The following is a 25,328-nucleotide window of genomic DNA, read 5'->3' on the forward strand; positions in this document are numbered from 1 at the left end:
CCATTTCTTGAATCTCCAAAGATTAAAGTTACGTTATCTTTAGAGGGACGTGCTGTCCATTATTTTGTCTAGGATCAAATATCTTTGGACTATAAAACGAAACAGTTTAATGAGTTTAAAGAGCAAATCCCTAAACGAAACTAAAAAATCGTAACCAAATTAAGATACCTAATGACTATTCACCTTCAAACCCCTCGCCTCATCCTACGCCAATGGCAAGATTCCGACACTGCCCCATTTATCCAAATGTGTGCAGATGACGAGGTCATGCGCTACTTCCCTAAAAAACTCGATGCGGCTGAGGCAACTGCTTTTCTTGAACGTACTCGTAATGCTATTGATACACGTGGTTGGGGACTCCTTGCCGTAGAACTCAAAGCTACAGGCGAATTCATCGGTTTTATTGGCTTACACGTGCATCCACCTGAGCTTAAAATTGCCGATGCCCCTGAAATTGGCTGGCGCTTGTTACCGCAATACTGGAACCAAGGCTATGCAACTGAAGGAGCCAAAGCGGTACTGAAATATGCCTTTAGAACCCTGCGCCTAGAGAAAGTCATTTCTTTTACTGCCTGCATCAACACACCATCAGAACGTGTCATGCAAAATATTGGCTTAGAAAAAGTGGGAGAGTTTGATCATCCACTTGTACCTGCCGATCATATCTTGTGTAGACACGTACTCTATGAAAAACAGCGTTCAGATTATCTGTATATTCCCTTCTGTTAAAACAAGCTTGTAGTATCATGACCTGAGAAGACCAAGATCAGATACTAAGCTTAGTTAATATAAAGGAAAGATTTATCTCGTTAATGATAGAATTTTCTTAATTTGCCAAAAATCAGATATTTTCTTTAATTTATCTATATGCATTTTTTATATTTCTATCTTACAAAATCTTATAAAGATCAGTATTTAGACATATCTATTAAAGCCATATTTTCAATATAAATAATATATTGTTTTAATTAATATTTTCTTTAAAAGATCTTTTTTATATTCGACTAAAGAGATAAGCAAGGCTTTTCTATCCAGTATATCGAATATAGATTTATTGCTATGATATCCACAACTTCAGAGCCCCTAAACCTTTCCATGTTCTTATAAAATATCTTTTTTCTCTCTCCAAAATAGATCAAGTACATCAGATTTGGGCTGCCTCTGACTTGATCAAGTTCATCAGAACTGTTGCTGCACGCTTGCATCTTCTGATCTCAAGCCCTCCTCAGCAATGATCAATCCACCTACTTAGATCGTAATAAAACTCTTATTTAACACGATTTAAAAATGCTTATACTTTAGGCAAGAATAGAATTAGGACAATTTCATGAAAAAGTTACTTGGCGTTATCTTGAGTGCCTCTGTATTGACTTTAACTGGGTGTGGTAAACAGGAAGCGCCTGCGAATGATGCAGCGCAAACTAAAGATGCAAATGGTCTTCAAACTGTAACTATGGCTTCGACCGGTTCAGATGCAGACGTATGGCGTTATATCGCGACCCTGCCTGAAACCAAAGCAGCCGGTATCAAACTTGATGTAAAAAATTTCACTGACTATGTGTCAATGAACACGGCAGTAGCCAACAAAGAAATTGATGTGAATGCATTCCAGTCTTATGCCTATATGGTGGCTTATAACGATGCCAACACAGCCAAAATTGCACCTCTATCTACCACTTATTTAGAGCCAATGGGCATTTACTCAAGCAAAGTGAAATCTTTAAACGAGTTTAAAACTGGTGCGACCATTGCCATTCCGAATGACGGCGCAAATGAATCACGTGCATTATTGCTTTTACAATCAGCAGGTCTGGTTAAGTTAAAAGCTGATTTTGACAATGTCAAAGGCACAACGTCTGATGTGACCGAAAATGCAAAACAAATCGTGATTAAGCCAATTCAAATGGCAACTGCAGTACGCGTAAAAGACGAAGTAGATGCGATTGTGCTGGGCAATACCTTGGCAATGGAAGGTGGTTTAAACGTATTGAAAGATGCGATTTACTACGAGCCAATCGATCAAAGCACAAAAATGAATGTCAACGTATTAGCTGTTGCAGCAGATCGTCAAAATGATCCAGTTCTGCAAAAAGTGGGTGCGTTGTATCATACGCCAGCAGTAAAAGCGTATGTTGATGAACATTTTGGTGGTACGAAAGTTGCGGTAAACAAACCTATGACGTATTTAACTGAATCAAAATAGTACTATAATAGACTTTTAGAACAGGCAAGGACGATTTCTTGCCTGTTTTTTTATCCGTGATGCAGTTTTTGACACTATGATTGAATTTAAAGATATTTCAAAACAGTATGAGCTTAAGGGTCAAACCTTGCATGCCTTGAATCAGATTAATCTTCAGATTCCAACCGGCAGTATTTTTGGCATCATCGGTTATAGTGGTGCCGGTAAAAGCACCCTCATCCGTCTGATCAACCTGCTTGAGCGCCCAAGCTCAGGCCGGATTATCATTAACGGAACAGATTTTACCGCACTGGATGCCAAAGCATTGCGTCAAGAACGTGCCAGCATCGGCATGATTTTCCAGCATTTCAATTTAATGCAAACCAAAACCGTGGCAGCCAATATCGAAATGCCCATGAAACTCCTAGGCTGGAGCAAGGCAGAACGGGAAAAGCGCCTCGAAGAATTATTAGACTTTATTGACCTGAAACATAAACGTCATGCTTTTCCAGATGAATTGTCTGGCGGTCAAAAGCAGCGTGTTGGTATTGCCCGTGCCCTTGCCAATCATCCAAAAATTTTACTCTGTGATGAAGCGACTTCTGCACTTGATCCACAAACCACCAAATCTGTTCTACAGCTACTTAAAAAAATTAATGAAGAACAAGGCATCACCATTGTTATGGTTACCCATGAAATGGATGTGATTGAAACTGTATGTGATTATGTCGCCGTGATGGAAAAAGGTGACGTAATTGAGACCGGTAGTACCTTACAAATATTTAGTCAACCACAGCACCCGACCACCAAGAATTTCATTCAGACCGTATTACAGCAGCATTTACCAGTCAATATTCTGACCAATCTGGAAAACCAGAATCACAACAGTATTTATTGCCTGAAATTCCTTGGTAGCTCGGCACAGGAAACCGTGATTCAAGCGGTGATTAAACAGTTTGATATCAGTTTAAATATTCTGTTTGCCAATATGACCGAAATTAATGGCACGGTGATTGGCCAGATGTTTATTCAGCTACTGGGTGATGCACAAGAAATTCAAGCAGCAATAAAATTCCTTGAACAACACGGCGTACAAGTCGATCAGGCGGGAGTACAGGCATGAGAGATTTAATTGTACAGTGGCTGACAACGATCACTGCGCCGTTCTGGAAAAGCTCCCTGTCGATAGATCAGTTTGTGACAGCATTGCAAGAAACCTTTCATATGGTGTTCTTCGCGATGCTGTTTGGCTGTATCTGGGGCTTCATTCAGGCGATTACTCTACTGGTGACCCGTCCGAATGGGATTCTACCGAATCGTGTGATTTATCACGGTCTCAATCCGATTGTGAATGCGCTACGTTCATTGCCATTTATTATCTTGCTGATTGCGGTGATTCCACTGACCAAGTTAATTGTCGGCACATCGATTGGGACCTGGGCAGCGATTGTTCCATTGACCATTTATGTCGGCCCATACATTGGTCGCCTGATTGAAACCTCTTTACTCGAAGTGAATGAAGGTATTATCGAATCTGCCCAAGCGATGGGCGCGACGCCAATGCAAATTATCTTTAAGTTTATTCTGCCGGAAGCGCGTAGCTCACTGATTCTAAACTTGACTACTGCTACCATCAGTTTGATTGGTGCAACGGCAATGGCCGGTGCTGTCGGTGCGGGTGGTATTGGTGACTTAGCGATTTCTTATGGTTATCAGCGTTTTGATACCTCTGTAGTCATCATGACGGTGATTGTATTACTGATTCTAGTGCAGATTGTACAAAGCCTCGGTGACTGGTTATCCCGACTTCGTTAAGCTAGTTTTTATGTATAAATAAAGCCCTTTAAAAAGAGGGTTTTATTGTTTTTAATACTTACGAACCCTTTCTCATTATTTCAAAGTAAAGTCCTGCAACTATTTGATACGTGCCACCGCGACAGGAAGTCGCCCGTTGGTCTGTGGCACATGGAAGTGCCATCAGATCAACAAAGAGGTTTTGTTACTTTTGCCCCGTTAAAAGTAAAAGAAAATATCTTCTAAAAACTAACTAAATAATCAGCTTAAAAAATCAAATTCAAACTTGACCTAAAAGTTAGCCATTTCCCCTCAATTTCAAACTGAAACAATAAATCCCATGTTAAACTATTCAATGGTTTTAGCAGGGACTCATCTATGCACTTTGTTCATCTTGGTATTCATACAGAATTTTCGATTACTGAATCCATCGTACGGATACCTGACTTGGTCAAAGCTGCCGAAGAAGAACAGATGCCTGCCCTTGCGCTCACGGATCTTTCTAACCTGCATGCTGCCGTCAAGTTCTATGGCAAATGTCTGAGCAAAGGCATCAAGCCGATTCTGGGTTCTGAAATTCGCCTGAATGATGCCGAACATCGCATGACCTTATTGGCCATGACCAATACCGGCTGGCGTAATTTGACTGAATTAGTATCTGAAGGCTTTATCAGTGGCCAGCAACTGGATATTCCCTGCGTTCAAAAACAATGGATTTTAAATCAGCCTGAGGACATGATTGCCCTGCTCGGCATGCATTCCGATGTCGGCAAAATGCTGATGAGTTCAAATCCGCAAAAAGCCGAACCGCTGCTAGAAGAATGGGTCGAAAAATTTGGTAATCGTGTTTATCTTGCCCTGACCCGTACCAATCGTCCGGATGAAGATAACTTTATTCTGGAAGCCGTTAAGCTGGCAAAAAAATACAATATCGGTGTGGTCGCACATAATGATGTGCATTTCATGACCCGTGAAGATTATGAAGCGCATGAAGCACGGGTATGTATTGCAGATGGTTATGTGCTTGGTGACAACCGCCGCCCTAAAACCTATTCACCTGAACAATATTTCAAATCTGCTGAAGAAATGACGGCGCTGTTCTCGGATATTCCATCTGCGATTGAGAACACCTATCACATTGCCAAACGCTGTAATGTGACGCTGCAACTGGGCAAATACTTCCTGCCTGATTATCCGATTCCTGAAGGTCATACCATTGATACCTTCTTTGCACACTTGTCCAAAGAAGGTCTGGAAGAACGCCTGAATTTCCTGTATCCGCCTGAACAACGTGATGAAGACTGGCCAGAAATCCGCAAGCCTTATGATGAGCGTATCGAATACGAGATCAATATCATTAACTCGATGGGATTCCCGGGCTACTTCCTGATCGTGATGGACTTCATTCAGTGGTCGAAAAGTAACGGCGTTCCGGTCGGTCCGGGCCGTGGTTCGGGTGCAGGTTCACTGGTCGCCTATAGCTTAAAAATTACCGATCTTGACCCGCTGCGTTATGAACTGCTGTTCGAACGTTTCCTGAACCCGGAACGTGTTTCGATGCCCGACTTCGACGTCGATTTCTGTATCGCAGGCCGTGACCGCGTGATTGACTATGTAGCACGTACCTATGGCCGTGATGCGGTCTCCCAGATTGCAACATTCGGTACCATGGCTGCCAAAGGTGCGATTCGTGATGTTGCCCGCGTTTTGGGTAAATCTTATGGTCTGGCGGATCGTATCTCGAAAATGATCCCGACCAAGCCTTTAGGTCTAAGCCTGCTTGAGTCACTAGAAGCTGAACCCCAGCTCAAAGATATCGTCACCAATCCATCCAATCCAGATCATGACGATGCAGCCGAAATCTGGGAAATGGCACTTAAACTGGAAGGTATTACCCGAAACACTGGTAAACACGCCGGTGGTGTGGTCATCTCGCCAACCAAAATTACCGATTTCTCTGCGGTCATGTGTGATGCCGATGGTACCGGACGCGTGGCACAGTTCGATAAAGACGATGTCGAATCTGCAGGTCTGGTGAAGTTTGACTTCTTGGGTTTGCGTAACCTGACGGTGATTGAAGATGCGGTTAAAAATATCAATAAACGCATCAAATCTGACAAGCCTTTAGACATTGCCTATATCCCGCTTGAAGATAAAGACGCGTATTTGGTCTTTGCCAATGCCAACACCACTGCGGTATTCCAGTTTGAATCCGTGGGCATGAAAAAGATGCTGAAAGAGGCACGCCCAAGCAAATTTGAAGAAATTATTGCTTTCGTATCACTGTACCGTCCAGGTCCGATGGATCTGATTCCTGACTTTATTCACCGGATGCATGGTGGCGATTTTGAATATCTGCATCCCTTGCTTGAAGGCGTACTAGAACCCACTTATGGGATTATGGTGTATCAGGAACAGGTAATGCAGGCTGCACAGTACTGTGCTGGCTATACCCTTGGTGGCGCGGATTTGTTACGTCGTGCCATGGGTAAGAAAAAACCGGAAGAAATGGTCAAACAGCGCCAGATCTTTATTGAAGGTGCATCGAAAAAAGACATTGATGAAGCCACGGCCAACCATATCTTCGACTATATGGAAAAGTTCGCCGGCTATGGTTTTAACAAATCGCATGCTGCTGCCTATGCTTTGGTTGCCTACCAAACTGCATGGCTGAAAGCACATTATCCGGCGGAATTCCTGTCTGCGGTATTGACCTCGGAGATGCAGAACACCGACAACGTGGTATTCCTGATTGATGACTGTCGCAAGAATAATCTGGAAGTTTTACCACCGTCAGTGAATATGTCGCTGTATCAATTCCATGCTATCGATGAGCAAACCATTGTCTATGGTCTGGGGGCGATCAAAGGCGTCGGTGAAGCGGCGATGCAGTCGGTGATTGACTCGCGTGCACAAGAAGGTCCATTCCGTGACTTGTTTGATTTCTGTCATCGTATTGACCTGAAAAAAATCAATAAGCGTACTCTGGAAGCACTGATTCGTTCAGGTGCATTGGATTGCTTAGGCATTGACCGCGCCGACCTGATGGCGCAACTGCCTGAAGCGGTTCAAGCTGCGGAACAGGCACGTTCCAATCGTGAAACCGGCATCATGGACCTGTTTGGCGAAGTGGAAGAAGTTCAGCGCAAGCCATCTAAGCCAGTCAAACCATGGGCAGATGAAGTTCGTCTGAAAGGTGAAAAAGATACACTTGGTCTGTATTTAACCGGTCACCCGATTGATGTGTATCGCAATGAACTGAAAGCCTTTGTGCCTAGTCAGATCAATGAGCTGACGCCAACACGCCGTGGTGTGACCACCGTGTTTGCAGGACTGGTGGTGGATATTGCCAATTTCCCGAACCGAATGATGATGACCCTGGATGATGGTACGGCACGGATTGAGATTTCAGCCAATCACGAACGCTTCAACCGCTTTAAAGAGATTATCCAGCTCGATAAAGTGGTGGTGATTGAAGGCGAAATCTATGAGCGTGAAGGCTTTGACCGTCCGATGGGACGTCTCACCAAAGCATTTAGCCTGAATGAAATTCGTCAGAAACGTGCCAATAGCATCAAGATTACCCTCACAGCCGAGCATTTCAGCAAGAGCTTGAGCCGTGACTTGCAGCAGATTCTGACTCCTTATTGCAATGTCGATATGTCGGCACATATTCCGGTGATTCTATATCTGGATTACCCGTATGCCACGACTGAACTGCATCTGGGTCTCAACTGGAAAGTCGCCCCACTGGATGAGCTCCTAGCCAAATTGCGTGATTATTTTGGTAAAGAAGCCTTGCATATTGAGTATCAGGTCAAGTCCAAAGCTGCCAAAGCCGTGTCCTATGAACAGGCTAAGCCGGTGGATATTCCTCCGCCGCCTGCGGGCATGAGCATGGATGATGCACTGGAGCTGTATCAGGCTGAATCCCAGCCGCAATATTCATAAATCCTGATCTTTAAAACACCTTAAAATTGGAATCCTCATGAGTCAAATTGACAATGCTGCTGTTTCAGCACATCTCTCCCATGTGCGTATTGTCATGGTCAATACCACTTTACCTGCCAATATCGGCAGTGCCTTACGTGCCATGAAAACCATGGGCTTGTCCAAGCTGGTTCTGGTGGCACCGAAAACCTATCCGCATCCGGATATTGACGCGCTGGCCGCGGGTGCAACTGACCTGATCGAGCAGATCGAGATTGTAGAAACCCTTGAAGATGCCATTAAAGACTGTCAGATTGTATTCGGTACCAGCGCACGTAGCCGTACCATTCCCTGGCCGCTGTTAGATGTGCGCCCTGCCGCTGAAAAAGCCATGTCCGCCGTGGTACAAAATCAGCAGGAAGTCGCGATTCTATTTGGCCGTGAAGACCGTGGTCTGACCAATGAGGAACTGGCGATGGCCAATTATCATCTGACTATTCCTGTAAATACTGACTATGGCGTATTGAATGTGGCTCAGGCGATTCAGGTGATCTGCTATGAAATGCGCATGGCGACGATGAGTCAAATTGAACAGCCACGTGATGCTAAAGCGACCATGCAAGTCATTGATGGCATTGAAATGGAATGGGATGAACCTTTGGTCAACCATGCCCAGATGGAACAGTTCTACCCGCACTTGGAAAAAATGCTGGCAGAAATTGAATTTATGGACCCAAAAAATCCAAGATTATTGCCTTTACGCTTGCGTCGTCTCTTTGGACGTATACAATTAGATCGTATGGAATATCACTTACTTCGTGGTATTTTTAGCCGTGTTCAGGCATTGAACAACGGCACCTGGAAAAAATCTTCACACACATCATCACAGGACGAGGATCAAATCTAATGCTAAAACAGCTCAAAGAAGATATACAAGCTGTCTTTGCGCGCGATCCTGCAGCACGCAATACCTTAGAAGTCTTAACCACTTACCCTGGCATTCATGCGCTGATCATGCATCGCATGGCACATGAGCTATGGAACAAAGACTGTAAAGGAACTGCGCGTGCGTTGTCTTCGTTTAGCCGCTTTGCCACAGGCATTGAAATCCATCCGGGTGCAAAAATTGGCCGCCGTTTCTTTATCGATCACGGTATGGGTGTCGTAATTGGCGAAACTGCTGAAATTGGCGATGACGTGACGCTTTATCACGGCGTGACTTTGGGTGGAACGACCTGGAATAAAGGTAAACGTCATCCAACGCTAGAAGATGGCGTGGTAGTCGGTGCTGGTGCGAAGATTCTTGGACCATTTACCGTGGGTAAAAATGCCAAAGTCGGTTCTAATGCGGTCGTCACCAAAGCAGTTCCTGAGAACGCCACAGCGGTGGGCAACCCGGCACGTTTTATCACCAAAGACAAACCCAAAGATGATGCTGAAGCCCGTCGTCGTGACTATGCAGAAAGTATCGGTTTCCAGCCCTATGCCGCAACTGAAGACCAGTCCGATCCGATTTTGGAAGGCATGCGGATTCTGCTGGATCGCATTCAGCAAAATGAAAAACGCATGAACAACTTGTGCAATCGTCTTTCTTTGTTAGATCCGACCTTTAACAAGCAGCAACAGGATGGCCAGCCTTTGAGTAAAAAAGAGTTAGAGATTCTGGAAGAAGCGCGCCGTGAATGTGAAGCGCAAACCAGCCAATCCAAGGCCTGAATATCACACTTCACTCTGTAACACGGGTTTACTTGCATGATGGTTATAGTTTTCATAGACTGACGATCATGCAATTTTTGAATAGATGTTTTAAAAATAACAGAATGGATGACTATTATGACCTTTAAGCCCTTGGCACTTGCTTGCTTAGCATTCACAATTACTGCGTGTTCGATCACTCCTCAGAAATCTGCTGAGAAACCTGTAGACCAAGTGGTTTTTGTAGAGCCTGAACTGTCCCCACCATTTTATGCTTTAAATCCATTCAATTATAATGAACCGCCTGAATTTGAAGTGCATTTGAAAAAGGCTGCGGCCCAGCCTGTAACCAAGATGGTGGTGACGGATCCTAATGATCCATCCAAGCAATTGACCCTGGATGTGAATAAACTGATTATTCCAGTGGTAGATAGCAATACCCGTGCAATGCGTTATGCAGCACTTGCCAATTCAAATGAAATCGATATCACCGAAATTGACGATTTCCTGCAAATGGTCGAAGGTAAGGCACGTCATTATCCACCACGTTTCAGCGATCGTCAGGAACGCCGTGGCTTTGAAGCCAAACTACGTGAAGTCACCCGACAACTGGATACTTTAGCGGCCCGTCCAAATGCCTCTTTTGATGTATTGATGCGTGCTTTTAAAGCCAGCGTGATGGCACGTAACCTGGATCTGGGTTCAGTCTATACTACCAATTCCCTGACCTATGCCCAGCGTATTCTCAAAATCAACCCGGATGATCCTGAAGTCAACTTCTGGTTTGGTTTTGGTCTGTCTGAAGGCGGTGGTCAACGAGAAGCCATCGCTTATCTGGACAAAGCCATGAAAGCTGGCGTTCAGGAGGCTTATCTTTCTGCAGCCAATAACTATATTGCATTAGAACAGAAAAAAAATGCCACTCAAACCTTGGCGAACTATAAGGTGAAATATCCGCAAGAAGCTGAAGTAGCCGACCGTCTGATTCAGGAAATTGAAAAAAATGGCCGCTGGAATGTTTGGCAAATTCTGCAAACATCAACACTCGCTCCGGCTACAGACCCAGCAACAGCACCGGTAACCCCATAATCAAGATTCGCTTCAATTTGATTACAAATAGACTGCTACGGCGGTCTATTTTTATGGGAAAAAATTAGTAAAATACAAAACATTATCCCGCTTTATAACTTGAATTCAGTGAAAAGTTTTATGCACGAAAAAATAAATAAAAGATTAATGCTGTGCACTTTACTCATCACCAGCGTACTCAGCGGCTGTCAGGTGGTCAGTGTTAAGGAACAGGCGATTAATGTCACGCTGAACAATGAGCGTGACAGCATCTTGACCCGCGACAAGCTTAGCGAAGCCAGTCTGAATGTGTTGTCCATGACAGGTCGTGAAGCTCAGATCTGTATTGATCAGCCCGAAGAATGTGTGGAAGATCTGAAAAGTATTCCCCAGATTTTAGATGAACAATTGCTTTCTACAGCAAGTGAATTATATCTAGCCAACTCCTTACAAAATGCCAAGTCTGCCGAATGCAACACCGGTGTTTTAAACAAAACCCGATCACCGGAAAAACAGCAACAACACAAGCAGAATATCCAGAAATGTCTGGATCAGCAGCTCACTATGCTGGATAAAAGCATTCGTTATAGCTATGCCTATCTATTTAAAACCGAGCGTGCGCCGCAAGAGCGTATTTTTGATAACCGCCAGGTTCAGATTCGTGACTTTTATAACCTGGCGATTGCCCATCTGATTCAACGCTATGCTGAACGTTATAAAACCAAACAGTCCGGCCAGCGCATTCAGGTCGGTGATAGTGTATATACCATTGATCTGGAAAATTTTCCGCAGCTGAAAAACCAGACCATTGAACAGCTGATGTCCACCTATAACATGAACTTTTCCGGCCTGCGTTCTATCACCCGCCGTGATGGTTTTGGTTCAGAATTTTTAGTGGTCTTACCTGAAGCACAGCAAACCGAGCAGGATAAAAAATATATTGTCGATCCGCTCAAGCACAACTATCCAAATGGTATCAATCCAAACATTCATTCAGCCCGCTATCTGGCGACCACCATTACCGCTGTACCCAAATCCGCGAATTCGACGGAACAGATTTTATCTACTTCAGAGTTTCACCTGAAACTGTATGATCCTTATAAGCATGAAAAGATTAAGGTGGCTTCGAAAGAATATGCGCTGGCCGCCAACTTTTCTGCACCTTACGGCTTATGGCTAGCTGAGAATAATCTGGGGCGTTTAGCCTATCTGACCCTGATTAATCGCGAAGACAGTCTGAGCATGCCGCACCTGTACATGCTGGAACCTTATAATCCGAACAAGAAAGTGCTGGTATTGATTCATGGCCTGGCCAGCAGTCCTGAAGCCTGGATTCGTCTGACCAACGACATTATGGGTGATCCGGTATTAAGGGAAAATTTCCAGGTCTGGCAGGTATTTTATTCTACTAATATGCCGATTCTGGAAAGCCGTTTTCAAATTAATGCTCTGGTTCAGCAAGGCTTTGCCCAGGTCGCGAACAATGCACCAGCCAAAAAAGATGCGGTGCTGGTCGGACATAGCATGGGAGGTGTGATTGCCCGTTTAATGGTCAGTCAGGCCGATATTACCCAAGATGCATTCAAGCTGGTACAAAATACCCGCATTGCACAATTTAAGGATAATCCGCTCTTTAAAGCACGCCTGCAAATGCGGCCTATTCCAAATTTCACTCGGGCCATTTTCTTAGCGACACCACATCGTGGGACAGAATATGCCGACCGCTGGCATACCAAACTGGCCCGTAAAATTATCCGTATACCGGGTGCATTTTTGGGTGCCTTTGCCGATACCCTGCAAGGCCAGATCGGGTTAAACGAGTTTGTCAAAGAACTGGGGCATGACCTGATTCAAAATGGCCCAAGCGATCTGAGTGAAAATTCAAAATTCACGGCGTTGACCCAGGATATTCAGCCTTCTAAAGATATCAAATTTCACTCGATTATCGGCAATACCGTAGATACGCAAGACACCAAGCTCATGAGCGATGATATCGTTTCATATGAGAGTGCTTACCTAAATGGTGCTGTATCTAGCAAAGTCATTAAGGGTGGCCACTCGATTCAGGAAACGCCTGAAGCCGTACTGGAATTACGCCGGATTCTCAGATTACATCTGACCGATCTTGGTCTTTATGATCCGGAATAAACTATCGTCTTGATTGAGACTTGCCAACGCATGTTCGCATCCGGTGGTTTATTTTTTAAAATTGCAAATAATGCTGAATAAGAAGCCATAGCGACAGATCTGAGCGCTGACTTAAACATTCATCTGGAATTTCATTTCTTTCTAAAAATTAAATTTGATAGACTTGCTGCAATACAGCTTTAAAGCTGAATTGAATCAGCAGATTCATTTCACATTTTCGATCTCCTGTGCTCAACCATATTGGATTGGCCTGATTGAAAATGTGCTTTAAATTTTCCTGCATAGCCTATTGAGCAGTATTTGCATTTATCTCTTGTTGAAAGGATTTATTTTTAATGACCAGTTCAGAAATTATGGCTGATCTTTCTACCTTAACGCCCATGATGCAGCAATACATGTCGGTGAAAATGCAGCATGCGCATTCTTTGATGTTTTATCGTATGGGTGATTTTTATGAACTGTTCTTTGAAGATGCACACAAGGCAGCCAAGATTTTAGGCATTACCCTGACCCATCGCGGTAAAGCCAATGGTCAGCCGATTCCTATGGCGGGTGTGCCTTATCATGCAGCCGAGGGATATCTGGCACGTCTGGTCAGAAAAGGCGAAACCGTGGTGATCTGCGAGCAGATCGGCGAGGTTACTGGCAAAGGACCGGTTGAGCGTGGTGTGGTTCGAATTATTACGCCAGGTACCCTGACCGATGATGCCATGCTCGGTGCACATCAAAGCTCGAATCTGGTGGCTTTATGTATTCAACAGAATCAGATTGGCATTGCACTTCTCGATCTCAGCGCCGGCCTATTTAAAGTCCAGCAGCAGGATTATGATCTTAACCAGCTCATGATTGAACTGGCACGTTTGATGCCAAGCGAAATTCTGCTGGATGAAAGTATCACTGATCCAACATTGACCGAACAACTCAAACAGCAACTGGATATCTCGGTCACCAAACGTCCCGATGTCGACTTCAACCTGAATAATGCACAAAAAACCTTATGTGACCAGTTTGCCGTCAGCACGCTTTCAGGTTTCGGAATTGATCATTTACCTTTGGCTAAAGCAGCCGCAGCGGCACTGATTCACTACGCCAAAGAAACCCAGAAAACTGCGTTACCGCATATCCGCACGATTCAGCTAGAACAGAGTTCAGATTTTATTGCTTTGGATCCGGTGACACGCCGTAATCTTGAACTGATTGAGCCTTTATTTGAACATGGGACATCCTTATTTCAGCTGATCAATGATTGCCAGACTGCCATGGGGGGGCGCTTGCTCAGTCGCACCCTAATGCAACCTCTACGCGATACTGCGCTGCTAGATGAGCGCCTGGATGCCATTCAAGCCCTGCTGCAAGGTTTCCACGAAGTGCCTGTACGTCTGGTCCTTAAAGAAATTAGCGATATTGAACGTGTGCTGAGCCGTATTGCGCTCGGCAGTGCCCGTCCACGTGATCTGGTACAACTGCGTCAGGCCTGTGCGCAAATTCCATTTTTACGCCATGCTCTACAGCCAATTGTCAGTCAGCAACAGTCCAAACTTTTAGTACAACTCAATGAAGAACTCGGCGACTTCCATGATCTACATCAACGTCTGATGTCCGCCATTGTGGAAAATCCACCCGTCCTGCTTCGTGATGGTAATGTCATTGCAGAAGGTTTTGACAGTGAACTCGATGAACTACGTCAGATTCGTGATCATGCCAGCCAGTTCCTGATTGATCTGGAAATTAAAGAGCGTGAACAAAGCGGCATTCCGGGACTGAAAATTGGCTACAACCGCGTCAGTGGATATTATATTGAGCTGACCCGCGCACAGGCTGAACAGGCACCCGAGCACTATATTCGTAGGCAAACCCTGAAAAATGCCGAACGCTACATCACACCTGAACTGAAAGCATTTGAAGACAAAGTCTTATCAAGCGAATCGCGTGCCTTGGCCCGTGAAAAAATGCTGTTTGAAATGCTGCTGGATGAACTGCGTCAGGATATCGGCAGTTTACAGATGATGAGCAGCGCCATTGCCCAGATTGATCTGATTGCTAATTTTGCCCATCAGGCGCGTTTACGCAACTGGTCGCGTCCAAAATTTAGCCCTGAAATCGGTGTAAGTATCACTGCTGGACGACATCCAGTGGTAGAAGCCCTCAGTAAATCGGCCTTTACTCCGAACGATACGCGACTGGATTTTCCCCATCGCATGGCCATCATTACCGGCCCCAACATGGGTGGTAAATCCACCTTTATGCGCCAGACTGCATTGATCGTGTTGCTGGCTTATTGTGGTGCCTATGTTCCAGCGCAAGCTGCAACTTTAGGTCCGGTTGACCGTGTCTTTACCCGTATTGGTTCTGCCGATGATTTATCGACCGGCAAATCAACCTTTATGGTGGAAATGACCGAAACCTCGCAAATCCTGCATCATGCCACCAGCCAGTCTTTGGTACTCATGGATGAAGTTGGCCGTGGAACCAGTACCTATGATGGCTTGTCTTTGGCTTGGGCCTGTGTGCTGGATCTGACCAAACGCATTCAATGTTTATGTCTATTTGCTACCCATTATTTCGAACTGACTGAACTGGATAAGGAAAGTGGCATTAATAACTACCATGTCACGGCCAAAGAGCTGAATGGTAATCTGATTTTATTGCATAAGGTGCAACATGGCCCGGCCAGTCAAAGTCATGGCTTGCAAGTCGCGAAATTGGCAGGCATTCCGGCTGCGGTGATTAAAGAAGCGCAAAACCGCTTAAAGATTCTGGAAAAACAGCATCAGGCCAAGCCACTGAGCCCGCAGCATGATCTGTTTGCAATGCCTGAAGTTATGGAGCCTATAGAACGTATCATCGAAATTGAAAAAGAATCGCCTGCACTGGACTTACTCGAAGATATTGATGTAGATAGTTTAACTCCGCGTGAAGCCTTGCAGCAGTTATATGCGCTCAAAGACCTGATCAAACAGTCAAGTTAATTCTCGGTCCTAGACCTCATCTGGCATAGGGTCGATGTCCTGAACATACCGATGAATGCTGTAATTCATCGGTATGCGACCTTTTTTCAAATTTAACAGCCCTATATATAACAAATATCAATAAAAGGAATTGTTAGTTCCCCCTGTTTTTGCCTAAAATACAGCATTCGTAATTAGAACCATATTTTTTAGGTAGCTGTCGCCATGACCTTCGTTGTCACTGAAAATTGTATTAAATGTAAATATCAAGACTGTGTTGAAGTTTGCCCTGTAGACTGTTTCTATGAAGGTCCTAACTTCCTTGTGATTAACCCGGACGAATGTATCGACTGTGCGTTATGCGAACCTGAATGCCCGGCAAATGCAATTTTCTCTGAAGACGAATTACCAGAGGGTCAAGAAGTCTTTATTGAACTGAATGCTGACCTGTCACAAAAATGGCCAAATATCACACAAATTGGTGACCAGCCAGCAGACCGTGAAGAATGGAATGGCAAAGCAGACAAATTACAATACCTTGAAAAGTAATTAGTTTAAACTTTAAAAGATCAGCAAATGCTGATCTTTTTTATACTCAACGCACACATTTCATTGCAATATTCTCCAAATTTCTCCCTATATTTAGTCTAAAATAGCGCTATTTTGTAAATATCTGATTTCTATAAATGAAGAACTTGTTAAAGGGATTATTGAGTCTTTGTATAATTCCTCTTGTTTTTGTGGGCTGTACCACGACCACAAAACAACCTGGACAGGCCACCACACCTGCTGGAAAACGGATTTACATTCCACAAGAACGTGTTCAATACGATCGTAAAGCCCACCCAAAAACTGTGCCTTATGTGTATACCCACTGGGTATCGGCACTGGATAATTTGTCACGCGTGCGTGAATATGAGGTTTTTCTGGAACGTCATGGGGTTGGCAATATCATTCCGAGTTTCGAATTGATGCGTACTGCACGTGATTGGGCCAAGTGTGGCCGTTCCCAATACATGATTCCAAGCCGTGAATTATGGGCCAATCAGATCCCAACTTTAAAAGTCTTTAAATATCTGGTTGCAGCCAATGTACTGACTGATTTTGAAGTCACGTCAGTCTATCGTGACCTGCCTTTAAACCAGTGTGCCGGTGGTGCCAACTCTTCACGCCATCTGTACAACTCTGCCATCGATTTCCGGATTGGGCCTGAATATCCGCAGGCACAAGATTATAGCTATATTGAAAATACCAAGTTCAAATTGTGTCAGTTCTGGGTACAGCATGGTCAAAGTCTGAATATGGGACTTGGCATGTATGCTTCAGGTCAAATCCACATCGATACCCAAGGTTATCGTACCTGGGGACCGAGTTTAGGCCGTAATTCCTCGATGTGTAATTACTAAGTCATGACAACCACTCTACAAAGTTCATTCAGGACATTGTAGAGCCTAAAAAATCATCACCTATAGAACAATAAATTGCGCTCTGCCGCGAAAAGTTTAAAATGCACGCATCGCAATCGAGGTGCTAAGACTATGCAACAAATGTGGACAGACATTGATCACTACATTGATTCACATTTAATTCCTGAAGACCCTATTCTGAATCAAACTCTTGAGAATACCGCAGCGCACGGTTTTCCTGATCATCTGGCTGTAGCACCGAACCAAGGCATGTTGTTGCAGATGCTAATCCAGATGAACCAATGTAAACGTATACTGGAACTCGGCACATTTGCAGCATATAGCACCATGTGGCTGGCACGTGCCTTGCCGGATGATGGCTATATCCTGACGATTGAAGGACGTGATACCCATGCGGCAATGGGTCAGGAAAATATTGATCGCGCGCAGCTTAAACAGACCGTTGAACTGAAATGCGGCCGTGCAGCAGATGTGCTTAAAGCCCTGCCTGAAGATACTAAAGCTTTCGATTTCATCTTTATTGATGCAGACAAACAGAGTTATCCAGAATATCTGGAACTCAGTTTAAACTTGTCGCACTCAGGTACACTTATTTTTCTGGACAATGTGATTCGTGCGGGTGAAATCATTAATCCGGACAATAATAAACCAAGTATTGAAGGCATTCGTGACATGTTTAAAGCGCTTCAAAATCATCCACGTATCTTGTCATGCACTGCTTTACAAACGGTTGGCAGCAAAGGACATGATGGTTTTGCACTCGCGATTGTGAAATAAAACAATAAGAACAAAAATCACCCAATTACATATTTATTATAAATAACATTAACTTATAAATATTAACCACAGAGTTATCCACAATATATGAGGATAACTCTGGTTATTTTTAAATCAAGCTGTAACAATTTACGATTAGACTTCGCGCTTAGTTATTTTATGTAATCCTCACTTCGCAACCAGTAAAGGCACTTTAGAATTACGGAAAATAGTGGTGGCAATACTACCAAGGAAAAATTGGTGAATTTTACTGTGACTAAATGCACCCAACACGATCAGCTGAATTCCCAGTTCCTGCTGATAGGTCAAAATATTTTCTGCGACATCGCCATAGCGGTATTGTGGCACCACATCTAAACCAGCCTGATTTAAATATTGCAAAGGCTCATTTAGAATTTCAGCATGATCACCAATATATAATAGATGACATTGCAATAAGCGCAGCAGATCACTTTCCGCAATCCGCTTCATCATCTTGATACAGGTCGGTGAATATTCATAGGCGAAAATAAATCGTGTCGGCGGCTTAAACTGTTCTCCGACAGTCATCACGGTACAATTGGCCCCACGAATAAAATTTTCCACATTGGTACCGATCGGTTTGTTTTTTTCAGCTGAGCGTTCACCAAGCAATCCAATCACCGCGATATCATCAGGCTGCAGGATCTGGAAGCTTTGCTCCAGAAAATCACCCTTTTCCTGAATATGTGTGGTTTGAATACCGTGTTCTGCCAGAATCCTCTCGGAAATGTGTTGCAGCAGGTTATTGCTATAATCCAGCGCAATTTCACTTTGTTTTTGTTCAAGCTCGGCCAGTTCTTTGAGTAACATGGCATTACTTTCAAAGCCAATCACTCCGCTGATTTCCCCCAGATGATAACTGGCCGGGTAATAATCCAAAACCTGTAACAGGACCAGTTCACGGCCAGTCTGTTTGGCAATCCATGCCGCCGCGTCTGCCAGCGCGTTTATACATGGCGATGAGTCGATGCAGGCGATGACACGTTTCATGTTTAGCCTCTCTTCTATTTATGATAAAAATTTCTTAGTTATTTTTAACTTAGCATAAGCATTCAAAAATGTGCAGCGAAATCTGTAAGGCTTGACTTGAAATATGTTAACTTTTATGTGAACAAATATAGATCAATATATCGAACCATCTGCTGAGTCAGGCTGTTGCATCAAGCACTTGACTTCCAAAAGCTTATTCACGATAGCGAATGAATTGGGCCGGATTACCGGCGACAATCGCACGCTTCTCGACATCCTTGGTCACCATACTGTTCATTCCCACCACGGCCTGATCTGCGATTTTAATTCCGTCCTTGATACCGACATGCGCACCGAGCCACACATCCCGACCAATCTCGATGCCTTGCGAACGTACTGGCTGCTGATAAATCGGCTGCTCCAAATCCATGCCATGATCAAAGGCATAAAGATGACAATAAGCGGCGATGCGCACCTGATCATGCAGTTTAATCCCCACCCGGCCACCATCCAGAATACAGTGATGATTGATCGCCACTTCATTACCGATCTCTAGGGGGCCATGTAAGGTGCAATCTGCAGCAATAAAGCTATTATCACCAATAATGATTTTGCGTCCCGGCTCCGCGAAAATATGTGCAAGAGGTGAAATAAAACAGTTTTCACCAATCTCGACGGTTTCCATTTCCATCAAGTAAGCCTGATAGTCCTTTTGCCACGCTTCTGCCCAACCGCGATTTTTTGGCTTTAAAGACCAGTACAGCCAAGGCATGTAATTCAGGCGATGTTTATGCTGCTCACGATATTTCAGTAATGGATCTACGTCAGTCATCTGTCGCTTCTTCTATGATTTTGAGCTGTTCACGGCCGCGGGTCACATCTTGAATTTTTAAGGCAAAAGGTTGAATTTGATGTAACTGAAATAAGGCGCTGATCTGCACCCCTTCGGCTGTATATTCTTCCTGATAATCGATTTGCTGCTGATTCAATTCATATTGAAAGATGGCCCATTCATTGAATTGACAGGAAAATTGCACCTTCTTCTTTTCAATCAGTTCAATTTTTTCTGCCAACAACAAACATTGTCCAGCGCAACCGCCATAGGCACGTACCAAGCCCCCTGTTCCCAGCTTGATCCCGCCATACCAGCGATTGACCAGTACCAGCACATTGGTCAGCTCATTGCCTTCAATGGTCGCCAGAATCGGGCGTCCCGCTGTGCCTGAAGGTTCACCATCATCATTAAAGCGTACCTGATGGCCAATTTTCCAGGCCCAGCATTGATGCGTGGTGCTTGGATCACGATAAGTTTCCAGAAAATCTTTGACGTCCTGCTCATTCTCAACAGGGATGGCAAAGGCCTGAAAGCGGCTTTTTTTGATGTCTTCCTCAAAACTGACCAGGCTGGCAATGGTAAATGGCATAACTTCAGGCTTTAAACTCTCACTGCTGCAGTATACCCGCTTTGCACAGACAAATAAAAAGCCTCTCCACGGAGAGCCCTGATTTTGATCGATTGTTTTACTCAATTGCTTGGCAAATATTACCGTTCACGCAAGGCTTCTTTGGCTTTATTAAATGGCTTGATCAGATAATCCATCACGGTTTTTGAACCAGTACGAATATCCACGGTGGCCACCATCCCTGGAGTAATATTGAACTCCTGCCCGGCATTATTGCTGAGCTTGTCGCTATCGGTACGGATATACACCCGATAATAAAATTGATCCTGCTTGACTTCATCACGCAAGGTATCCGGTGAAATCATCGCAACTTTACCATTCAACCCACCATAGATCGAATAATCATAAGCTGTAATTTTAACCAATGCTTCCTGATCAGGGCGAATAAAGGCAATATCACGCGGCGAGATTCGTGCTTCAACCAGTAATTTTTCATCCAGTGGCACGATGGTCATCAACTTGCCATTTTGTGGAATCACCCCGCCCAGCGTCATCACATCAATCTCTTTGACGACACCGCGAACCGGTGATTTAAAAACAGTTCGGCTCAAAGTATCCGACTTGCCACGTACCACCTGTTGCTGGGTTTCTACATCAGTATTGGTTTTGGACAATTCTTCCCGCGCATTCACATAATATTGATTACGGATATCATTCATCTGATTACGCAGGTCATTGGCTTCACGTTTTAGACGCAACACTTCAACTTCACTGGCTGCCCCTTTGGCGACCAAGGGAGCGGTCATTTCCAGTTCTTGCTGCACCAGTAACAAACCCTGTTCCAGGCCTGCAACAGATTCTTGCAAATTGGCTCGACGCGACTGATACAGAGCCGTTTCTTCTTTAACCAATTTGGGGTATTTCAACACTTCTTCAGGAAAGACCAACGGTGCGCCGGTGACTTCCGCACGTAAACGGGCTGAAGTGGCACGTGATGACACCAGCAAGGATTCTGATTCACCGACGTTGGATTCAAAGCGGGTCGGATCAAGCTGGGCCAATACTTGCCCACGCTCGACAATCTCACCTTCTTTGACATTAAGTTTAGTCAAAATACCGCCATCCAGAGACTGAATCACCTGCTCTTTGGATGATGGAATTATTTTTCCAGTACCGGTAGATACTTCTTCCAATTTGAATAACCAGGCCCAGGTCAGTAATACCAGTAGGCCAATGCCGATAATCCAGATGATGACACTTGATTTGGGTAATGGCGGTTCCTGAAAGCTGACCTTGCTGGAACATTTTAGTTGCTGTAGTTCACTCATGCACTTGCTCCCACAACCCGCTTCTTACCACCCTGCGACTGATTCAGGATCTGATCCCGTGGTCCATCCATCACAATCTTGCCATCATTGACCACCAGAATACGATCCACCAGTTCCAATACCGCACGGCGATGAGTGGCGACGATCATCGTACGATGGGTTAAATATCCTTTAAGATGATCAATCAACTGTTTTTCTGACACATCATCAATGGCAGCGGTCGGTTCATCCAGTAGCAAAATCTTTGGTTGACGAATCAACAACCGCGCCAATAACAAGGCTTGGCGCTGTCCACCAGAAAAGCCGACACCACCCTCTAAAATGATATGATCCAGCCCTTCTTTTTTCTCCTGTACAAATCCCAGTGCACCGGTAATTTGTAAGGCTTCCAGAATTTGCTGATCGGTGGCCAAAGGTGCACCCAAAGTCAGGTTTTCACGGATTGAACCATAAAATAACTGTGAGTTCTGATTCAGCAAGCCCATATCACGACGTACATCTGACGGATCAATCAGGGTCAGATCAACACCATCCAGCTTGACCTTGCCCTGTAACGGTGTCTGCATCCCAGACAAGAGCTGCAACAAGGTCGATTTTCCTGCACCATTACGGCCCAGAATCGCAATTTTCTCCCCGGGCTTGATTTCCAGCTTGGGAATCATCAAACTCGGTTTCGGATCATCATCGCCATATTTGAACACCACACCGTTAAGCTCATAATGCCCATCCAGTGCCGGACGATGAATCAGGTGCGAATAGTCCGGCTGGTCCACTGGTTTTTTCATGAGTTCATCCAGACCGGATTTCGCCACTTTAGCCTGTTGCAAGCGCCCCAGCACGCCCGTAATTTGTGAAATTGGTGCCAGCATGCGTGAAGATAGAATCGAACAGGCCACCAGTGCACCCGTGGTCATATCACCCTCCATCACCGCAAAAGCCCCGACCAAGACTACAATTGCAAAGGTCAGTCCCTGAATTTTTTGGGTCCAGGCGGTCATCAAGCCGACAATTTTACGTTGCTGCATGCTGACATCGGCTGACACTTCATTCATATGATTCCACTGGTTCTGGAAACGCGTTTCAGCCCTTAACAACTTGATGTCTTCAATTCCTTGTACGGCTTCTACCAGCAAGGCATTGCGGATGGCAGATTCGCGCATCCCCAACTGGGCCAGCTGTGCCAGTTTTTTCTGCGCCAGAATTCCCGGGAGAATCATTAAAGGTACAACGAGTAACATAACCCAGAACAGATTGCCACCGATCACCCAGAAGATGCCTAAGAACAGGAAGAAGAATGGCAGGTCGGCAATGGCCGTGACGGTGGTTGAAGTTACCAGTTCGCGGACGCCTTCCAGCTCGCGAATTTGTGAAATGAAAGTTCCTGTTGATTTGGAACGTTCACTGTTTTTAATCCGCAAGGAATGACCAAACACCCGGTCAGAAATTTTTAAATCCGCGCGTTTACCAATAATGTCTGACAAATAGATCCGCGAGACGCGTAACACAAACTCGAAAATCGCGGCGATCAGCACCCCACCTGCCAACACCCATAACGTCGGAATAGATTGTGATGGAATGACACGGTCATAGACATTCATCGAGAAAACTATCGTGGCCAATGCCAGAATATTGGCAATTAAAGATGCAAACATCACATCGATATAACGCTTCCAGTCATTCAGGACAATTGACCAAAACCAGTTTTTCTCAAAGGGTTTGATATATTCATCCACCCGCGCATCTGGAACTGAAGATTCAGGACGCAGCACATAAAGATGCTTTATTCCAACCTCTAACTGCTCAACTGTAAAGCTTTGAGATAAACCTTCATCACCACTGAGCTGTATGCTAACATTCCCTTGTGTGTCGATGCGTTCGATCACGCCTACATCACCACTATCGAATTCAACCAGTAAAGGTAAACGCCATGGATTCAGCAGGCTGCGCTCAAATTTATTTTTACGGACATTTAAACCCATCTGACGACTGACAATTTTGAGCATGTCATCGATATCATGATGCTGGTTCCAGTCCAGTTGCAGGCGTATCCGCTCCTCAGAAGGCTCGATCCGGTAATGCCGGGCAATATTTAAAACTGCCTGAAGCCAAGGTTGATAATTTATTATTGTAGTACTCATGGCTGAACTTCAAACCCCTGAATAGAAATGCTGTTAAGCGCGTAAATATCCCGTGTACGGCCCGTGACCTGAATGTACTGTACGATCGCCGAATAAATATCATAGCGTGCCGATTCAATTTCCTGCGCGGCACTATGAATGGCTTGCTCTGCATTCAGCAAATCCACCACGGTTCGGGTACCCAATTTATATTGTTCTTGATACAGCTCTTTGGTGTGTATCGTGGTTGCGCGGCGCTGGGATAAAACCCCCATTTGTTTTTGTTTATTTTCAATTTGCTCGCGGATCAAGCGCACCTGATCTAGCACATCCAGATAGACCGTATTGACCTGTGCGCGTGCAGCTTCTTCGGCATAGCTTGCGGCACCGGTCTGTGAACGCGTTGCACCACCCTGATACAAATTACTGCTGGCTTCAATCATGACTGAATTATAGAAGCCATCATCTTCATTATTATTTGGATTTCGCCCATTCATCGCCTGACTTAGACTACCTTTAACACTAATAGTCGGATAAGAACTTAATCGCGCCTGATCTTTTTGCGAACGGGCAACATTGACCCCGGCATGTGCCAGAATCATGTTCGGAATCTGGGTAAATTCCGGATCTTGATAAAGATCGGCCTGTGCCACAATACGATCAGGAATATCCCATTCAACAGTGGATACATCAAATCCTAGCAAGGTACGCAAGCGTTGTTGATATTGTCTGAGCTGGGTCTGCTGTACAATCAGATTCGATTGCGCTGCTTCCAGATTGGACTGGGCCTGAATCGGGTCGGCCTGACTGCTGATTCCGGCGCGGGCACGCAAATTGGCAATTTCTGCAATCCGTCCAATGCCCTGAATCTGCTGTTGGGCAATCTGGGTGATTTGCTGATAACGTTTGATATTCACTATTGCATCTGCTACTTCAAATGCAATCTGATCCAAACTAACCAGCACTCTTGCCTGTTCTTCTGCCAAGCGGGCTTCTTCTACACTGACATTGGTTTTAATTTTGCCAAAGTCATACAGCATCTGGGTGGCATTCAAAGAAACCATTTGTTGTCCACGTTCACCGGAAGTGAGGTCACCTGTCCCGATACCCCCGGATAACTGCGGATAATAACCCGCTCTCGCCACATCAATATTCGCGGCCTGCGCAGATAATGTCGAAATACTCTGGGTGATTTCAGGACGTCGTTGCACTGCTCGGTGTACGGCTTCCACCAGATTCATTGTCTTTGGAATGCCGGCTGTGCTTGTAGAACTTAAAGCCGATTGTCCTGACTCTGGCCGGGTAATTTGCGGCAGCTCAGCTACTTTTGATGTATCTAATGAATAATGACCGAGCGAGGTAATATCAATGGTGTGTGCTGATCGTGTCGGTTTGGGTGCAATCAGCTGACCTAAGCTATTCTTGAGATTGGTAAAATAATGGGTGAGCTTTCTGCATGCCCTAAAGACACAGATAAAGGCAAAAGAAGAAGTATCAATCCCCTTCTTTTTTGATCTGTTT

19 protein-coding genes are annotated in these 25,328 nt (G+C 44.7%); 13 read left to right on the forward strand and 6 right to left on the reverse strand.

Annotated elements, in window-relative coordinates; translation table 11 throughout:
- The first annotated feature begins 171 nt into the window (after positions 1-171).
- The 13 genes from MTX11_RS08835 to MTX11_RS08895 all read left to right on the forward strand — a co-directional run bounded on the left by MTX11_RS08835 (position 172) and on the right by MTX11_RS08895 (position 17,969).
- On the forward strand, positions 172-729 hold the full coding sequence (locus MTX11_RS08835) for a GNAT family N-acetyltransferase (RefSeq protein WP_243474909.1): 558 nt from the start codon (positions 172-174) through the stop codon (positions 727-729).
- Between the two features lie 598 nt (positions 730-1,327).
- On the forward strand, positions 1,328-2,203 hold the full coding sequence (locus MTX11_RS08840) for a MetQ/NlpA family ABC transporter substrate-binding protein (protein WP_243474910.1): 876 nt from the start codon (positions 1,328-1,330) through the stop codon (positions 2,201-2,203).
- 76 nt (positions 2,204-2,279) lie between these two features.
- The gene (locus tag MTX11_RS08845) at positions 2,280-3,305 is read left to right on the forward strand and encodes a methionine ABC transporter ATP-binding protein (RefSeq protein WP_243474911.1); all 1,026 of its coding nucleotides are present in this window, start codon (positions 2,280-2,282) and stop codon (positions 3,303-3,305) included.
- The gene (locus MTX11_RS08850) at positions 3,302-3,997 is read left to right on the forward strand and encodes a methionine ABC transporter permease (protein ID WP_004279923.1); all 696 of its coding nucleotides are present in this window, start codon (positions 3,302-3,304) and stop codon (positions 3,995-3,997) included. Before MTX11_RS08845 ends, MTX11_RS08850 begins: the two co-directional genes overlap by 4 nt.
- 357 nt (positions 3,998-4,354) lie before the next feature.
- Complete coding sequence (dnaE, locus tag MTX11_RS08855) at positions 4,355-7,927, forward strand: DNA polymerase III subunit alpha (RefSeq protein WP_243474912.1); 3,573 nt, start codon at positions 4,355-4,357, stop codon at positions 7,925-7,927.
- Positions 7,928-7,964: 37 nt separating this feature from the next.
- Positions 7,965-8,813 carry an RNA methyltransferase gene (locus tag MTX11_RS08860; RefSeq protein ID WP_004646690.1) on the forward strand — a complete coding sequence of 283 codons (849 nt, stop codon included), beginning with the start codon at positions 7,965-7,967 and terminating at the stop codon, positions 8,811-8,813.
- Complete coding sequence (gene cysE / locus MTX11_RS08865; RefSeq protein WP_228127940.1) at positions 8,789-9,622, forward strand: serine O-acetyltransferase; 834 nt, start codon at positions 8,789-8,791, stop codon at positions 9,620-9,622. The genes MTX11_RS08860 and cysE overlap by 25 nt, the downstream gene beginning before the upstream one ends.
- A 117-nt stretch (positions 9,623-9,739) precedes the next feature.
- The gene (locus MTX11_RS08870) at positions 9,740-10,690 is read left to right on the forward strand and encodes an ABUW_2363 family tetratricopeptide repeat lipoprotein (RefSeq protein WP_243474913.1); all 951 of its coding nucleotides are present in this window, start codon (positions 9,740-9,742) and stop codon (positions 10,688-10,690) included.
- Positions 10,691-10,810: 120 nt separating this feature from the next.
- Entirely contained in the window at positions 10,811-12,817 is a 2,007-nt protein-coding gene (locus MTX11_RS08875; protein WP_218946972.1) for an esterase/lipase family protein, read from the forward strand.
- 335 nt (positions 12,818-13,152) lie between these two features.
- Entirely contained in the window at positions 13,153-15,786 is a 2,634-nt protein-coding gene (gene mutS, locus MTX11_RS08880; RefSeq protein ID WP_243474914.1) for a DNA mismatch repair protein MutS, read from the forward strand.
- Between the two features lie 204 nt (positions 15,787-15,990).
- Positions 15,991-16,314 carry a ferredoxin FdxA gene (fdxA, locus tag MTX11_RS08885; RefSeq protein WP_004279936.1) on the forward strand — a complete coding sequence of 108 codons (324 nt, stop codon included), beginning with the start codon at positions 15,991-15,993 and terminating at the stop codon, positions 16,312-16,314.
- A 137-nt stretch (positions 16,315-16,451) separates the two neighbouring features.
- Positions 16,452-17,171 (forward strand): D-Ala-D-Ala carboxypeptidase family metallohydrolase, encoded by a 720-nt coding sequence (locus tag MTX11_RS08890; protein ID WP_004279938.1) that lies wholly within the window; start codon positions 16,452-16,454, stop codon positions 17,169-17,171.
- 132 nt (positions 17,172-17,303) lie between these two features.
- A complete protein-coding gene (locus tag MTX11_RS08895) occupies positions 17,304-17,969 on the forward strand; it encodes an O-methyltransferase (RefSeq protein WP_243474915.1) in 666 nt (221 codons plus the stop codon).
- A 168-nt stretch (positions 17,970-18,137) separates the two neighbouring features.
- Here the strand turns inward: MTX11_RS08895 and MTX11_RS08900 are convergent, their stop codons facing one another.
- From MTX11_RS08900 to MTX11_RS08925, 6 genes are all read right to left on the reverse strand, one after another.
- Positions 18,138-18,980 carry a universal stress protein gene (locus MTX11_RS08900; protein ID WP_004279943.1) on the reverse strand — a complete coding sequence of 281 codons (843 nt, stop codon included), beginning with the start codon at positions 18,978-18,980 and terminating at the stop codon, positions 18,138-18,140.
- A gap of 193 nt (positions 18,981-19,173) precedes the next feature.
- The gene (locus tag MTX11_RS08905; protein WP_004279945.1) at positions 19,174-19,791 is read right to left on the reverse strand and encodes a DapH/DapD/GlmU-related protein; all 618 of its coding nucleotides are present in this window, start codon (positions 19,789-19,791) and stop codon (positions 19,174-19,176) included.
- Positions 19,784-20,383 (reverse strand): IMPACT family protein, encoded by a 600-nt coding sequence (locus MTX11_RS08910; protein WP_243474916.1) that lies wholly within the window; start codon positions 20,381-20,383, stop codon positions 19,784-19,786. The genes MTX11_RS08905 and MTX11_RS08910 overlap by 8 nt, the downstream gene beginning before the upstream one ends.
- Before the next feature lie 119 nt (positions 20,384-20,502).
- On the reverse strand, positions 20,503-21,690 hold the full coding sequence (locus MTX11_RS08915; RefSeq protein ID WP_243474917.1) for a beta-barrel domain-containing protein: 1,188 nt from the start codon (positions 21,688-21,690) through the stop codon (positions 20,503-20,505).
- Positions 21,687-23,828 carry a type I secretion system permease/ATPase gene (locus MTX11_RS08920; protein ID WP_243474918.1) on the reverse strand — a complete coding sequence of 714 codons (2,142 nt, stop codon included), beginning with the start codon at positions 23,826-23,828 and terminating at the stop codon, positions 21,687-21,689. The genes MTX11_RS08915 and MTX11_RS08920 overlap by 4 nt, the downstream gene beginning before the upstream one ends.
- Positions 23,825-25,306 (reverse strand): TolC family outer membrane protein, encoded by a 1,482-nt coding sequence (locus MTX11_RS08925; RefSeq protein ID WP_338129136.1) that lies wholly within the window; start codon positions 25,304-25,306, stop codon positions 23,825-23,827. Before MTX11_RS08925 ends, MTX11_RS08920 begins: the two co-directional genes overlap by 4 nt.
- Positions 25,307-25,328 lie beyond the last annotated feature (22 nt).

Origin of the sequence: Acinetobacter lwoffii (genome assembly GCF_022809915.1) — a bacterium.
In the GTDB taxonomy this organism is placed as follows: domain Bacteria; phylum Pseudomonadota; class Gammaproteobacteria; order Pseudomonadales; family Moraxellaceae; genus Acinetobacter; species Acinetobacter lwoffii_M.